Origin of the sequence: Ezakiella peruensis (assembly GCF_900215725.1) — a bacterium.
Lineage (GTDB): Bacteria > Bacillota > Clostridia > Tissierellales > Peptoniphilaceae > Ezakiella > Ezakiella peruensis.
The window spans coordinates 437,648-451,763 of the sequence record NZ_LT962469.1 but is presented as its reverse complement, the minus strand read 5'-3'; the positions used below and the strand labels follow the sequence as shown (position 1 = coordinate 451,763).

The window sequence follows — 14,116 nt, the reverse complement described above, 5'->3', positions numbered from 1 at the left end:
ATTTCCCCTTATTAAAAACTATTCCTTAAATGTGAGCTTAATCTTCTTTTCTTTTAAAAAGCTTCCCGCTTCAATTGACTGCTCTACACATTTACCTTCGCCATTGACACTTACATCCAAATCATATTCCTCAGCAAGTTTCATGGCATCGACAATACTGAGGCCAGTAAAGTCTGGCGTAAATTCTTTCTTGTCTACTTTCTTTAATTTTATATCTATAATCGTACCCCTGTCAACATTTGTAAATGCAGGGATGGAAATTTCTTTAATAATAGAGTATTCGCTTAACTCTTCTTCATCTATATAATATCTAAGTCCAGCTTCTCTCAAAGCCTTTGTCGCTTGAGCAAATGGCAGGCCAACTATATCTGGAACTGCAGCGACTCCCGCCTTGACTTCTACAGTTTCACCCGATGGTTTAACGCCCAGCATAGGGAGCACTTTTTCCATAATTCGAGCACTAACAGGACCTGCAACTGCACCTCCGAAACTTTGCCCGTTGCCCGGCTCCTCTACATTTACCAAGACCAAAAGCTTTGGATCGTCAATTGGAGCAACTCCAACGAAGCTTGACATATAAAGTCCATCTACGTACTTACCTTTTTTCGCAACCTGAGCCGTGCCACTCTTGCCACCAACTCTGTAGCCCGGAACTGCACCTTTTTTATTCATATTAATAACAGAGTATTCCATTATTTCCCTCATCTTATCAGAAGTATATTTGCTTATAACTTTTCTTCTGATTTCTACAGGAAATTTTTCAATAACTGTATCGCCAGATCTAACTTCTTTTACAATCCTTGGCGTCAAAAGATTTCCACCATTAACAGCTGCAGCGGTTGCCATAGCCATTTGTAGGTTCGTAGTCGCAATCCCCTGTCCATAGGAGGCTGTTGCCAACCTGACAGGAGTCATTTCTCTTAAATCATTTGGAATAAGGCCAACTTGCTCTGCATTTAAACGCACTCCGGATTTTTCTCCAAAGCCAAAGGCCCTAATATATTTTAAAAATTTATCTCTGCCTAATTTTCTAGCTATCTCTATAAATGCAACGTTGCAGCTTTCTGAATAAGCCTCAGTTATATTTAGATGACCATGAGGATGTTGCCATCTTACACATCTAAGCGTAACTCCTGGTATATCGGTTATAGCTCCGCCACAATAAAGGTCAGTTGAATCATCTACAACTCCCTCTTCAATAGCAGCCGCCAAAGTTACAGTTTTAAAAGTAGAACCAGGTTCAAAGAGGACATTGACGTTTAGATTATTCCAGTTTTGCTGCCAGAGTTCTGGCATCTCTTCTGGAGTTTTATCCTTCCATTCCTCTGCTTGCTCTTCATCTACTGGCGCCCTGTGGTCATTTGGATCAAACAAATTTGTATCAGACATAGCCAGTATATCTCCAGTCATTGGATCTATAAGAGTTATGCTTACTGATTTTGCTAAATTTTCTTCTTTTGTTCTGATAGCCTCATCTTGAACAATCCTTTGAATTTTACTATTTATTGTAAGCACCACATCACCATGATTTTGTCCACCATAGTGAATTGTGTCTTGAAATGGAAGTTCTTGGTTTGAGGCATCCGTCTTTTTAACAATGCGTTCAGGTTCGCCTTTTAACTCTTCATTAAAGGTCATCTCAACTCCTGAAAGCCCATTTTGGTCAATATCAGTAAAACCCAATATATGATTAAAAAGCACACCATCGTTATAAAAACGCTTTTGCACTTCCTCTAAAGATATTCCTCTTAAATCTTCAATTTCACTAATTTTCTTTACTTGATCTTCGCTTGCCCATTGGACAATCTTGCTTCTCTTTTCGCCGTTTAAGTATTTTTTTATATCCTCAGAATCCATTTCCAAGATCTCGGCTAATTTCGCAGCCAATTCTGTCTTGGCGGTATTTTCTTCGTATTCTTTTGGGTTGGCCCAAATGGTAAAGGCAGGGATATTAACTGCAATCCTAACGCCTTCATCATCTAAAATCTCGCCGCGATTATCATTTCCTCTGAAGGATTTGGTAAGTTGCTCCAGGGCCATCTTTCGATATTCTTCCCCTTTGACAATTGAAATATTTGCATATTTAATGATAACGTACAAAACAAAAAGAGTAAATGCAAAAAATACCAATGATATACGCAGGTTTTTTTGATTAAGCCTATTCTTTCTTTTTTTATTTGCCATAATTACTTAGTAAATAACCCCATAAATCCAATTTCTTTTTTCGGTTTTTCTTTAACATATTCTTGTTCCCTTGAGTTTATATAAATCTTATCTTCTTCTGAAGGGTAAAACATGCCTAATTGTTCTGTTGCAATTTCTTCAACAGCCTTGGCACTAATAATTTCCTCTAGCTTAGCTTCCATTAATTTAATTTCCTTTTCAAGCTTTGTATTTTGTCTCTTCTTCAATTCAACTGAATTTTTAACATTAGCAAGGGTTGAATAATTGATAAGTATATTAACTGAGCTTATGCAAACCACAAGAACAAGGAAAAATGCTTTTGACATAATTCTTTTACCAAGATTAGTCTTTGCAACCGGCCTTTCTTTTCTAACAGGCTCTTCTTTTTCTTTAACAACGGTAGTTTCTTCTAAACTATAATCGTATGCTAGATTTGTCATAATTCCTCCTATACTCTCTCAATTACTCTTAACTTTGCACTTCTAGACCTAGAGTTATTCCTAATTTCTTCTTTTGATGGAATAATAGGTTTTTTAGTAATAACTCTTCCCTCTTTAACTTTATCGCAAGTACAAATTGGTGCCTTAGGATCGCAAATGCAGTCTTTGGCCGCATAGTTAAAGGCCTCTTTTACAATTCTATCCTCCAGTGAGTGGAAGCTAATAATTTCTAATCTCCCACCTTTTTTAAGTAAACTTAAAGCATCTGGTATAACCTTCTTTAAACTCTCAAGCTCATCATTGACTTCAATTCTGATGGCTTGGAAAATCCGTGCGATGATTTTTATCTCAGATTTTTTTGCCTCATAAGGTATCGAAATTTTTATCAGCTCAACTAAGTCTGAATTCAAAACAATAGGCGCTTTTTCTCTTTCCTCTACAATTTTTCTTGCAATTCGCCTCGAATACCTTTCTTCGCCGTATTTAAAGAAAATTTCCGTCAGCCTGTCAAGGTCGTATTCATTTACAACCTCATATGCACTTAGGTCTTGACTTTCATCCATCCTCATATCGAGTTTGGATTCACCGCTAAAGGTGAAGCCTCTGTCTTTATTGTCAATTTGATATGAGCTAACCCCTATATCCAAGAGGATTCCATCAAAGCCAAACAAACCGTATGGCATTAGGAGTTCTCTCATATTTTTAAAATTGCCCTTGATTAAAATAATATTATCTTTAAATTCTGAAAGTCTATTTCCTGCAAAATCAAGTGCATCCTGGTCCCTGTCAATCCCCACAAGCTTGCCTGTAGTTAAGCGCTTGGCGATCTCATAAGAATGGCCTCCGCCACCTATGGTTCCATCTAGATACAAACCATCCGGTTTAATTCTCATTTCATTAATAACTTCATCTTTTAAAACCGAAATGTGATTGAATTCCATTAGAATAACCCCAGCTCTCCAAATTCAGCTGCAATGTCTTCAATAGATTTGTCTGTTGGGTTGGAGTATTTCTTCCAAGCGTCTGCATCCCAAATTTCAATCCTTGAACTTGCACCAGTAATATAAACTTCTTTTGATAAATGTGCGTGTTCTCTCAAGCTTGGTGGAATTAAAATTCTGCCTTGCTTATCAAGTTGCACGTCTGAAGCACCGCTAAAGAAAAATCTTGACATAGCACGAGCTTCAGGTTTTCCTGAAGGAAGGGCGTTAATTTTTTCGCTGAATTTTGTCCACTCTTCCATATTGTAACCAATCAAACAACCGTCGAGCCCTTTTGTAATCATAAAGGTCTCGCCGAGATCGTCACGAAACTTAGATGGAATTGTCAACCTTCCCTTTTCATCAAGGTTGTGATTAAATTCACCAATTAACATTTTTACCACTTAGTGACACTTCTTGCCACTCTCCTCCACTTGCTTATATTTTATACCATTTTTATGTTGATTTCCATACATTTATGACAATCAGATTAAATTTGATAAATAAAAAAAGAAGTCGGGACTAATAGCCCGACTTCTTTCAAGTGTACCTCTTGACAAAATTTTAAACTTCGTTATTTATTTTTTTCTGACTCTTCCATTATGATTGCAGATTTGCTTGCACCAATACGGTTAGCTCCGCATTCTATCATCTTTAAAGCATCTTCATAAGTGGAAACTCCACCAGCTGCTTTAATTTTTATTTTGTCCCCCACAACTTCCTTCATAATCTTGACATCTTCAAAATTTGCACCCCGAGTGGAGAATCCTGTGGAAGTTTTTACAAAATCTGCCCCACCTTCAACCACGCACTTGCTTGCAAGTCTAATTTCCTCTTCACTTAAAAGTGCGGTTTCAACTATAACCTTCAAAACATGGTCCTTGCAGGCAGCCTTGATCTCTTTGATTTCGTCGACCACATATGCTGTGTCGCCCATTTTTAATCTGCCGATATTTAAAACCATATCGATTTCATCGGCTCCTTTTTTTATGGCGTCTTCAGTCTCAAAAACCTTTGCCTCTGTTGTCATGGCTCCCAGCGGAAAACCTATTACAGTACAGACCTTGACATCTGTGCCCGCAAGTTTTTCCTTGGCATAGGAAATCCATGATGGATTGATGCAAACACTAAAGAAATCATATTTTTTTGCTTCGTCAATCAACTTGTCAATTTTATCTTGCGTGGCGTCCGCCTTTAAAAGTGTGTGATCAAAATATTTATTTATTTTCATTTTTTACTCTCCTCGTCAAATACAAAATATAAATCAGTCCCATAAATACCAGCCAGGCTATCAAAAAGCTAATTATTACCTTGATAACTATAGCGTTAAAAATCTCCCCTGGCAAAAGGTTTATCATCAAAGATTCATTTGGATCCATGAGCCACAAGTCATTCCTGAAAAGAATTTTGTGGAAGAAGGTCCAAAATTTATCAAAATTAAAAATTGCTGGCAAAATTAATACAGCTGGTGCAAAGGGAATTATAAGAGAAAACTTCAAAAATTCCATTAAATTTTTCTTATCCATTATTAATATGAAGATGACAGCAATAACAAAAGTCACTAAAGCAAATGTTTTTGCCCCCTTAAAAATATCTCTAACATCTTCCATATGGAGGATTTCATTTTCCGTGTACCTATTGTCACTCGTCAGTGCCAAATCTTTTGACTTCAACAAATAATCCTTATAATTATCGACTTCTTTTAAATAATCTTCTTCTGAATAACCAGTATTTTCACTAATATTTGTTTGCCCATAAACTTTTTTATAGGTTCTCTTGTTAAAGCCCTGGTAAAATATAGCTGCAATTAAAAGCATAAAGCTAATTGCAATTATTAAAATAATTTTAGATGTCTTGATCCTAAAGATCTTCGACATTATGGTATACCTCTTGAACGTCGTCATGGTCTTCAAGGGCATCAATTAATTTTTGCATTTTTTCCTTGTCTTCTTCTGATAAAGTAATTGTATTGTCTGGGAAATAGCCGATGTCCTTGGCTGCAACTTTATAACCTGCATCTTCAAGTCCTTGGGCAACAGCGTCCAAATCATTAGGAGCGGTAAATACTTCCACTACTTCTTCGTCATTAATAACATCTTGGGCGCCTGCTTCTAGGGCTGTCATCATTAGTTCGTCTAAATCAATCTTATCGTTTAGCTCAATTGCCAAATATCCAAGCATTTCAAACATATACATAACAGAACCAGATGTGCCTAGGTTGCCACCATTTTTATCAAAGAGGTGTCTAACGTCAGCTGCTGTTCTATTTCTATTATCTGTCAAACAGTGGGCAATAATTGCAGCTCCGCCGACCCCATAGCCTTCGTACATAATTTCTTCAAAGTTTACGCCTTCAAGTTCTCCTGCACCTTTTTTGATTGCACGTTCAATATTATCATTAGGCATATTAACAGATTTTGCCTTGTCTATAGCTGATTTTAATGATGGATTAAACTCTGGATTTGGTCCACCTTCTTTTGTTGCAACCATAATGTACTTAGCAATTTTTGTAAATTCTTTTGCCTTCCTTGCGTCTTCCTTACCTTTTTTGTTTTTAATATTATTCCATTTTGAATGTCCTGACATATTAATCCCTTCCTTTTCTATAAATTGGAATTCCCGCCCTCTTGTGGTCGGAAATTTTTATCATCCTTTGAATCTTTTTGTTTTTCTCTTCGTCCTCTAGCCTACCTTCGACACCGGCATCCAGGTCGTCATAGGAAAGTCCTATTTCCTCTTCATCAGACTGGCCAGTATAAAGTCCAGCAGATGGAGGCTTTAAAATTATTTCATCTGGTACTCCAAGCTCTCTTGCCATCTCATATATCTCGTGCTTGGTAAAATCGGCCAGTGGCAAAATATCAACGCCGCTATCACCGTGCTTAGTAAAATATCCTATCATGTACTCGGTCTTATTTGTAGCGCCTGCCACCAGTAAATTATTGGCCTGGGCTATGTTATAAAGTGCCGTCATCCTAAGACGCGGCTTTATATTTGCATAGGCCAGCTTGTGGTCGGTCTTTGGCAAAACTCTTACAAAGTCATCATACACATCTGAGAGATCAACTTTTAAAACATTTGCTTCGTTTCCACGGGTTAAAATTTTCGCGTGGTCCTCATCGGTCTCCAAGGAGTGAATGGGGAGCATGACGGATAAAAATTTTAATTCCTTAACCGGCTCTATAATCTTGTACAAAACCGAGGAATCAACTCCGCCAGAAATTCCAAGCACATATCCATCCGTGCCCGACTTTTTTACATAATCTATTAAAAACTCTCTAATCTTTTCTATTTCTCTCTTCACTTGAGTTTAATTCCCTTCTTTTCTATAATAGCTTTTCCAGCAGTTAAATTTAAAATCTCGCCCTCGATTTTTTCGACATCTTCAAGCTTAATACTAATAGTAGCTTTAACGTTTTCCAAAAATTCACTGTCGATAAGATCTATTTTAGCATTTTTTACGTAATTTAAAAAGATATCATAGAATTCATAATCCATATAAATATCCAAGTCTTGGTATTCTTTAAATTCCCTGATACCAAACTCATCTATTACTCCAGTTGCCGCAGCCAAGTAGGCTCTTGATAAGCCTCCTGCCCCAAGCTTTATGCCTCCAAAATATCTGGTAACTACAATTACAATATTCTGAAGACCATTTAACTCTATGGCCTTAAGTATTGGCATAGCCGAAGTGCCACTTGGCTCTCCATCATCATCTGCCTTTTGCTTTAATCCACCGTGGATTATGCTGTAAGCATAAACATGGTGAGTGGCCTTTGGGTGCTTGTCTCTAATTGACTGAACAAAGTGCTCGGCCTCTTCTACTGTCAAAACCATTTTGCTTTCGGCCAAAAATATTGATTTTTTGACCTCGTACTTGTATTCATAAGTTGACTGGGATGACTTAAAGGGTTTTACTTGTCCCTGTATATTCAAGGGCAACCACCTCCGCTCCGTTTTCATCGTAATTTATATCTAAAACCTTGTTTGATTTAATATATTCATCCATGTCAGCCTGGGAATCAAAAGAAAATTTTCTATTGACCTTCTCTATTTTACCAAATAACCTCTCTTCAATCTTTAATAAGAGCTTATTAATATCTCCATCATCAAAGGCAGAAATATTCAGATCTCCATCTTCTTTAAAGTCTCCATGGTCAGTCTTATCTATTTTATTATAAACTTTTAAAATCTTTTTATTGCCTAAGTTTAAATCTTTTAATAGCTTAGCCATGGTCTCCTCCTCTATATGGAGGTTTTCATTTGAAATATCCAAAACATTTACCAAGAGGTCCGCATACTTAATTTCATCTAAGGTCGATGAAAAAGCGTCCACCAATTGGTGGGGCAAATGCGAAATGAGGCCTACGGTATCGGTTAAAATAATCTTGGCACCGTGTGGAAGTTCCACTTCCCTGGCCGATGTATCCAGGGTTGCAAAGAGCCTATCGTCTGCATAAACTTGGGCAGAATTTTCTTTACCAGAAAGGTCTAAAATCCTATTTAAAATTGTAGACTTGCCCGTGTTGGAATAGCCAACCAGTGATACGATTGGTATGGCCGATCGTTTTCGGCGTTTGGCCTTGGTCTCTTCGACCTTGACTTGGTTGGCAAGTTCTCTTCTCAAAGAATCGATTGATGCACGCAAGCGTCTCCTGTCGAGCTCCAGTTTTTGTTCACCGGCCCCCCTCATACCTGCAACGCCTGCCTGCCTGTCCATATTTTTGCCAGCCCCTATAAGCCTAGGCAACATATATTCTTTGTTGGCAAGTTCAACTTGGAGCTTACCAAAAGAAGTCTTGGCCCTTTGACTAAAGAGCTCTAGGATAAGCATATTTCTATCCAAAACTTGCAAATCAAAAAAATCTACCAGGTTTGATAGCTGAGACGGTGAAATCTCATGGCCTACTACCACTGTATCTATATTTAATTCCTGGCAAATATTTTTAAAATATTCCAGCTTGCCCGAACCAAAGTACATGGCCGGTTTAATTTCTCTATTTTTTTGGATACCAGTAGCCAGCACTTTGCCGCCAGCAGATTTTATTAGCTCTCGATTTTCTTTTTGCTCAAAAGTCTCATCAGAAAAATCAATAGCTATTAACATTACATTTTTATCTTTAATCAATATATCACCAAGCTTTATTTTAACATAAAAGCTTACAAATTGCTATATGCCAAGCAAAACATTTTGAATTTACAAACAAAAAATACTCCCAAAATCGCCCTTAAAATTTTTAAGCGTCTGGGAGTATTTATTAAATTAAATTTTATTTTATTTTCTACTTTGTTTCGATTGTAGCTTCTTCGATTACAACATCTGTTTTTGGTTTGTCCATTTCGTCTCTTTCAACTGCTGCAATCTTATCAACTACATCCATTCCTTCAATGACTTGGCCAAAGACTGTGTGCCTGCCGTCTAGATGTGGAGTTCCGCCCAAGTGTGAGTAAGCATCTATAAAGGCTTCACTATAACCTTGGCTAAGAGCTTCTTCCATCATCTTGATGAGATCAGGTGAAACTTCCTTGGCTTGAACGATAAAGAATTGGCTGCCATTTGTATTTGGACCAGCATTTGCCATTGATAGAGCTCCGCGAATATTTAACATGCTATTTGAAAATTCATCTTCAAAAGCCTCGCCCCAAATGCTTTCTCCGCCACGACCAGTACCTGTTGGGTCTCCACCTTGGATCATAAAGCCGTCAATTACCCTGTGGAAAATAATTCCATTGTAGTAGCCGTTTTTAATATGTGTTTCAAAATTTTCTACTGTCTTTGGTGCGTATTCTGGGAATAACTTAATTTTAATGGTCCCCATATTTGTTTTTAAAACTGCAATCTTATCTCCTGCCTTTACCTCTTGTAATTGTGGTAGGGCTGCAATTGTTTCTGCCTTCAATTCATTTACCTCCTCTTTAACTTCTTCTTGAGCACTATTTTGTGCTTCACTGGTCTCTTCTTTTATTTTATCTTCATCCTTCTTTTGGCAAGCTGTAAAAGTTAAAGCTAGCGCCAAAAATAAAATTAAAAATTTATTTTTCATAAAATTCTCCTTTGAGCCAAAAAGCTAACGCCTGTTCCCCCTAGATTAAAAATAACCAATTGGCCCTTCTCAATGGGCGGATATATTTCAATCTTGGAAATCAGCCTTTGCAATTTTTCTTTTTCCTCTTCGGTAACGGGTACGTCGCTCCTAATAGCCAAGTGGCCTAAAGCTGCTTCCTTGAGCTTAACCCTGGTGTAAAAAATCGATTTTTCACCCATAGTTCTGTATTCAAGTCCACGCGAGCACCTGTTGCCAAATACCTTACCATCTTCTATTGTCAGTTCACATCCAATTGGACAGTTTTTACATATTACCTTCAAGTTTTAATTTCCTCCCTTTAATAGAAACAAATATAGCAAATGAAGTAATCCCTTTTAATATAGAAGAAATGGAAATCGCCATCCAAATCCCCGTCAGTCCAAAATAATCTATCAATAAATATGCAAGAGGTATGCGGAGTATGTTGCCTGTTATACCTATAATGCTTGGAATATGCGTCATCGAAATGCCGTTAAAGGCCCCTCCATTTGCAATCTCAATAGCCATAAAGACTTGTGAGAAACTTAGGACCATAAGGTACATTGCCCCGATTTGTATGGCCTCTGCCTCGTGCAAGAATAATTTAATAATAGGATAGCGGCCAAAATATAAAATTAAATTTGCGGCCAGGCCTATTAAAAACATAATCTTGCAGCTTGAATAAAAAGCTCGGTTGACCCTGTCATACTTTTGAGCCCCGTAATTTTGTCCAATGAAACTTGCATTTGCAGTTGCATAGCCCTCAGCCGACAACCAGGATATACCTTCAATAGTACTGCCTATTGATTGGGCTGCTACAGCTGCTGAACCAAATCCAGCAATCATCCTGCCCATATACATGCTTATAAAGCAATGGACGGCCGATTGCATTGCAGGTGGAATACCCAGCTTTAAAATTTCTCTTACCTTTTTAATTTCCCAAGGCTCCCTATAATCAACCAAGGCATATAAATGTCTGTGTTTGATACCGAAAAATATATAAATAAGGGTTACCAGGATTTGGCTAATGGCTGTTGCCAAAGCTGCACCAAATACCCCCATATCAAGAACAATAATTAGCAAGGGATCCAAAATCATATTGCATCCAACACCTATGCAGCTAACCTTAAAAGTTTCCTTAGAATCGCCTGCGGAATTAATAATTACCGCAAATATAGGATTCATAAATAAAAATGGAAAGCCAATGCTCACAGTTTTTAAATATACAACCGTCGAATCATAAGTTAGCTGGTCTTGGACTTGAAAGAAATTAATCAAAGACTTGTGAAAAAAATAAACTATAAGCGTATAGGTCAGGGCAATTAATATATTTAATTTGATCCCTGAATTTATATATTTTTTTGCAGTCGCTACGTCTTCTCTGCCCAAGTTTTGGCTGACAGTAACTGCCAAGCCAACATTGCAAATCAAAACTAGACTGGAGACCATCCACCAAAAAAATCCACTTATACCGACAGCTGCCACAGCCTCTGTGCCAATCTTGCCCACCCAATAAAGGTCAGTCAAATTGTAAGCCATGGTTAAGAAACTTGTCCCCATCAAAGGAAGAGCAAGCTTCATCAGCTGGTCTGATATATTGCCTTCAGTTAAAGACTTCCTATTAGTCATCTAGGCCCTCGTCTGTCAAAATGAAAACTCCGTCCTTGGTAACGGCCATTGTATGTTCGTATTGGCAAGATAGAGATCCATCCTTGGTCCTGGATGTCCAACCATTTTTGTCCATCTTCATCCTCCAATCGCCAACATTTATCATTGGTTCAATGGTAAATACCATGCCTTCACGCATCCTGGCGCCCTTGATGCCAGAGTTGTAATGAAAAACTTGTGGATCTTCGTGCATTTTTCTACCAATGCCATGGCCAATAAAATCACGAACAGGCGAAAAACCAAATTGACTTACATAATCTTCAATGCAAATTCCAATCTCGCCAAAGTGGACACCTGGTTTGCAAATTTCGATAGCCTTCATCAGCGAATCATGGGTTACATCCATGAGTTTTTTGGCCTGGTCAGAAATTTCTCCAACTGCGTATGACCAAGCCGAGTCTGATAAATATCCATCTAAGTCTACAACCATATCTATGGTTAAAATATCTCCTTCTTTTAATTTATATGAGCTAGGAAAACCATGGCAAATTTCATCGTTAACGCTAATGCATGTTGCATACTTGTAGCCTTGGTAACCTATTTGCGCAGGAATGCCCCTATGGCTCCTAATAAAATCTTCTGCAATTTTATCCAGCTCCATAGTGGTAATACCTGGCTTGATATGCTTTTCAAGTTCATAATGAGTAGATTTTAAAAGTCTGCCTGACTTTTTCATCCCCTTAATCATTGATTCTGTTTTAATTGAAATCATAATAAACCTCCAGCAACTATTTTACTATATTAAAAAGCTTTTTACAAGCAAAAAGGAGTCTATTTAGACCCCTTCTTATTTCTAATCTTAAGATTCATAAGCGCAATGCCAATTGAGATTAAGCTTACGCCTACGTCTGCAAAGACAGCCATATACATGCCACCATAGCCCAGGTAAATTAAAATCATGGTTATGATTTTAACTGCAAGGACAAATCCAATTATAAATTTTACATTTCTTATAATCTTTCTGGCATCACCTATGGTCGTTGCGACTTTGTAAATTGAGTCGTCTGTAATAACCACATCACTCGCCTCAACAGCTGCATCGCTACCCATGTTACCCATACTTATGCCTACGTCAGCTGCCTTTAAGACCGGAGAGTCGTTGATGCCGTCACCTACAAAACCAACCTTGCCCTTGGCTTTTAAACCGTGAACAACATTTAATTTATCCTCAGGACTTTGGCCTGCGTAATACTTATCAATATTTATATAGTCAGCAACTTGGCTAACCTTTTCTTCGCTGTCGCCTGAAACTAAAATTGCCTTTACGTTTAAGTCATGAAGCTTGTCGATTGTCTCGTTGATCTTATCCTTTAATTTTTCAATCATGAAAAATTCTCCAACTATTTCCTCGCCGCGAATCAAATTAATTTGACCGCCTCCAGCTCCGCCTCTTATCTTATAAGGTTTTCCTTCAAAGGCAAAGTCTATACCCTGACCCACAATTTCCTTGTAGTCCTCAGGGTCTGGTGCATTTCTCATCTTAAAAGCTTGGGCGATTGGGTGGGTGGAAAATTTTTCTCCAATGGCCATTAGTCGTCTGAGTTCTGCTTCATCTATGTCGGCTGGACATTCAACGCTTTCAATTTCCATATAATTTTCAGTTACAGTTCCTGTTTTATCCATGGCCAGGTATTCAACATGACTCAAAGTGTCGATGTATTCTGATCCCTTCATTAGCACGCCTTTGGTGCTAAGGGATGCAATGCCCACTGCATAAGAAAGTGGAACGCCAAGGACCAGTGCGCATGGACAAGATACAACTAGAAAAGCCAAAGACTTATAAATATACTCTTTAAAGTCTCCTCCATTAACCAGAGGAATTAGTGCCACTATTATAGCAAGTCCAACAACAATTGGCGTGTAAACTTTGGAGAATGTTGTCATGAATTTTTCTTGCTTGCTCTTTGAAGCCTCTGCTCTTTCCAAAAGATTGTTCATCCTTGAAAGAGATGAGTTCTTGTGGTCTACAAGTGTCTTTAAGTTTGCAGGATTATTTACAAGAATGGCTCCTGCCATAACGGTCTCGCCTTTTTTAATAACAATTGGATCTGATTCTCCTGTAAATGATGAATTGTCAACCACTATATACTCATCCAAAACCTCCGAGTCAAGGGGAACCATTTCGTGGGGATGGGCAAGAATTTTTGTGCCGATCTCAACACTTTCTACATCCACAAGCTTGCTCACTCCGTCTTCGCCAATAACTCTGACATCTAACTTTTGCGAAACAGCCAGCCTCTTATATTTTTCGCTAGCCTTCTTAAGAGCGTAATCACTTAGGGCTTCACCTAATCTATATAGGAGCATTATCATGGCGCCTTCTAAAGGTTGACCAATAATAATGGCTCCAATCATAGAGATGGACATCAAAAACTTTTCGTCCAAACCTCCGCCATTAAAAACAATCTTAAGGCCATCTATAACTATGGGTGCGCCTGCAAAAACTGCTCCAATTATTGCCAGCTTATCATTTTTTAAAAACAAAGAAAAAATGACAAAAACACAGCCAATTATAAGCGAGTACTTAAGCAACTTTTCTCGCCGGCCAGGCTCCTCTGCTTCTTCCTCTCCGCCTTCTACTATAACTTCAACGCCAGGCTCATACTTATTAACAGCTTCCACAATAATATCTTTTATATTGTCGCCCTCAGCCTGAATGGTAAAGTTAACTTTATCAAAAATCATATTCTTAACTTGATCATTGTTTTTTAATTCATTTTCAATTTTACTTGCGCAATGTGGACATACATTGCCCTTTAAAATAAACTTTTTCATAAGA

The 14,116-nt window shown here is 37.9% G+C and carries 15 protein-coding genes; all 15 read right to left on the bottom strand.

Going from position 1 to position 14,116, the window contains the following annotated elements; genetic code table 11:
* Positions 1-18: 18 nt before the first annotated feature.
* The gene (locus CUU59_RS02175; protein WP_169922826.1) at positions 19-2,040 is read right to left on the bottom strand and encodes a PASTA domain-containing penicillin-binding protein; all 2,022 of its coding nucleotides are present in this window, start codon (positions 2,038-2,040) and stop codon (positions 19-21) included.
* A 146-nt stretch (positions 2,041-2,186) separates the two neighbouring features.
* On the bottom strand, positions 2,187-2,624 hold the full coding sequence (locus tag CUU59_RS02170; RefSeq protein ID WP_099950376.1) for a septum formation initiator family protein: 438 nt from the start codon (positions 2,622-2,624) through the stop codon (positions 2,187-2,189).
* An 8-nt stretch (positions 2,625-2,632) separates the two neighbouring features.
* Positions 2,633-3,565: a 16S rRNA (cytosine(1402)-N(4))-methyltransferase RsmH gene (gene rsmH / locus CUU59_RS02165; protein WP_099950375.1), complete on the bottom strand. Its 933-nt coding sequence runs from the start codon at positions 3,563-3,565 to the stop codon at positions 2,633-2,635.
* Positions 3,565-3,999 (bottom strand): division/cell wall cluster transcriptional repressor MraZ, encoded by a 435-nt coding sequence (gene mraZ, locus CUU59_RS02160; RefSeq protein WP_099950374.1) that lies wholly within the window; start codon positions 3,997-3,999, stop codon positions 3,565-3,567. Before mraZ ends, rsmH begins: the two co-directional genes overlap by 1 nt.
* Positions 4,000-4,178: 179 nt before the next feature.
* On the bottom strand, positions 4,179-4,835 hold the full coding sequence (deoC, locus tag CUU59_RS02155; protein ID WP_099950373.1) for a deoxyribose-phosphate aldolase: 657 nt from the start codon (positions 4,833-4,835) through the stop codon (positions 4,179-4,181).
* A complete protein-coding gene (locus CUU59_RS02150; RefSeq protein ID WP_169922825.1) occupies positions 4,822-5,481 on the bottom strand; it encodes a TIGR01906 family membrane protein in 660 nt (219 codons plus the stop codon). Before CUU59_RS02150 ends, deoC begins: the two co-directional genes overlap by 14 nt.
* Complete coding sequence (locus CUU59_RS02145) at positions 5,465-6,190, bottom strand: YebC/PmpR family DNA-binding transcriptional regulator (RefSeq protein ID WP_099950371.1); 726 nt, start codon at positions 6,188-6,190, stop codon at positions 5,465-5,467. The genes CUU59_RS02150 and CUU59_RS02145 overlap by 17 nt, the downstream gene beginning before the upstream one ends.
* 1 nt (position 6,191) lies before the next feature.
* Entirely contained in the window at positions 6,192-6,908 is a 717-nt protein-coding gene (gene nadE / locus CUU59_RS02140) for an NAD(+) synthase (RefSeq protein ID WP_099950370.1), read from the bottom strand.
* Positions 6,905-7,540 (bottom strand): IMPACT family protein, encoded by a 636-nt coding sequence (locus CUU59_RS02135; RefSeq protein WP_169922824.1) that lies wholly within the window; start codon positions 7,538-7,540, stop codon positions 6,905-6,907. The genes nadE and CUU59_RS02135 overlap by 4 nt, the downstream gene beginning before the upstream one ends.
* Positions 7,509-8,732: a GTPase HflX gene (hflX, locus tag CUU59_RS02130; protein WP_099950368.1), complete on the bottom strand. Its 1,224-nt coding sequence runs from the start codon at positions 8,730-8,732 to the stop codon at positions 7,509-7,511. Before hflX ends, CUU59_RS02135 begins: the two co-directional genes overlap by 32 nt.
* Positions 8,733-8,886: 154 nt before the next feature.
* On the bottom strand, positions 8,887-9,648 hold the full coding sequence (locus CUU59_RS02125) for a peptidylprolyl isomerase (RefSeq protein ID WP_099950367.1): 762 nt from the start codon (positions 9,646-9,648) through the stop codon (positions 8,887-8,889).
* Positions 9,645-9,971: a DUF1667 domain-containing protein gene (locus tag CUU59_RS02120; protein ID WP_099950366.1), complete on the bottom strand. Its 327-nt coding sequence runs from the start codon at positions 9,969-9,971 to the stop codon at positions 9,645-9,647. Before CUU59_RS02120 ends, CUU59_RS02125 begins: the two co-directional genes overlap by 4 nt.
* On the bottom strand, positions 9,955-11,298 hold the full coding sequence (locus CUU59_RS02115; RefSeq protein WP_099950365.1) for an MATE family efflux transporter: 1,344 nt from the start codon (positions 11,296-11,298) through the stop codon (positions 9,955-9,957). Before CUU59_RS02115 ends, CUU59_RS02120 begins: the two co-directional genes overlap by 17 nt.
* Positions 11,291-12,049 carry a type I methionyl aminopeptidase gene (map, locus tag CUU59_RS02110; RefSeq protein WP_099950364.1) on the bottom strand — a complete coding sequence of 253 codons (759 nt, stop codon included), beginning with the start codon at positions 12,047-12,049 and terminating at the stop codon, positions 11,291-11,293. Before map ends, CUU59_RS02115 begins: the two co-directional genes overlap by 8 nt.
* A gap of 59 nt (positions 12,050-12,108) precedes the next feature.
* Positions 12,109-14,112, bottom strand: coding sequence for a heavy metal translocating P-type ATPase (locus CUU59_RS02105; RefSeq protein WP_099950363.1), 2,004 nt, complete (start codon positions 14,110-14,112; stop codon positions 12,109-12,111).
* Positions 14,113-14,116 lie beyond the last annotated feature (4 nt).

Excerpts from the sequence above, each read along its gene's own strand:
- CUU59_RS02175 (WP_169922826.1), bottom strand. The coding sequence starts at position 2,040 with ATGGCCCTGGAGCAACTTACCAAATCCTTCAGAGGAAATGATAATCGC.
- CUU59_RS02170 (WP_099950376.1), bottom strand. The coding sequence starts at position 2,624 with ATGACAAATCTAGCATACGATTATAGTTTAGAAGAAACTACCGTTGTT.
- rsmH (WP_099950375.1), bottom strand. The coding sequence starts at position 3,565 with ATGGAATTCAATCACATTTCGGTTTTAAAAGATGAAGTTATTAATGAA.
- mraZ (WP_099950374.1), bottom strand. The coding sequence starts at position 3,999 with ATGTTAATTGGTGAATTTAATCACAACCTTGATGAAAAGGGAAGGTTG.
- deoC (WP_099950373.1), bottom strand. The coding sequence starts at position 4,835 with ATGAAAATAAATAAATATTTTGATCACACACTTTTAAAGGCGGACGCC.
- CUU59_RS02150 (WP_169922825.1), bottom strand. The coding sequence starts at position 5,481 with ATGTCGAAGATCTTTAGGATCAAGACATCTAAAATTATTTTAATAATT.
- CUU59_RS02145 (WP_099950371.1), bottom strand. The coding sequence starts at position 6,190 with ATGTCAGGACATTCAAAATGGAATAATATTAAAAACAAAAAAGGTAAG.
- CUU59_RS02125 (WP_099950367.1), bottom strand. The coding sequence starts at position 9,648 with ATGAAAAATAAATTTTTAATTTTATTTTTGGCGCTAGCTTTAACTTTT.
- CUU59_RS02115 (WP_099950365.1), bottom strand. The coding sequence starts at position 11,298 with ATGACTAATAGGAAGTCTTTAACTGAAGGCAATATATCAGACCAGCTG.
- map (WP_099950364.1), bottom strand. The coding sequence starts at position 12,049 with ATGATTTCAATTAAAACAGAATCAATGATTAAGGGGATGAAAAAGTCA.
- CUU59_RS02105 (WP_099950363.1), bottom strand. The coding sequence starts at position 14,112 with ATGAAAAAGTTTATTTTAAAGGGCAATGTATGTCCACATTGCGCAAGT.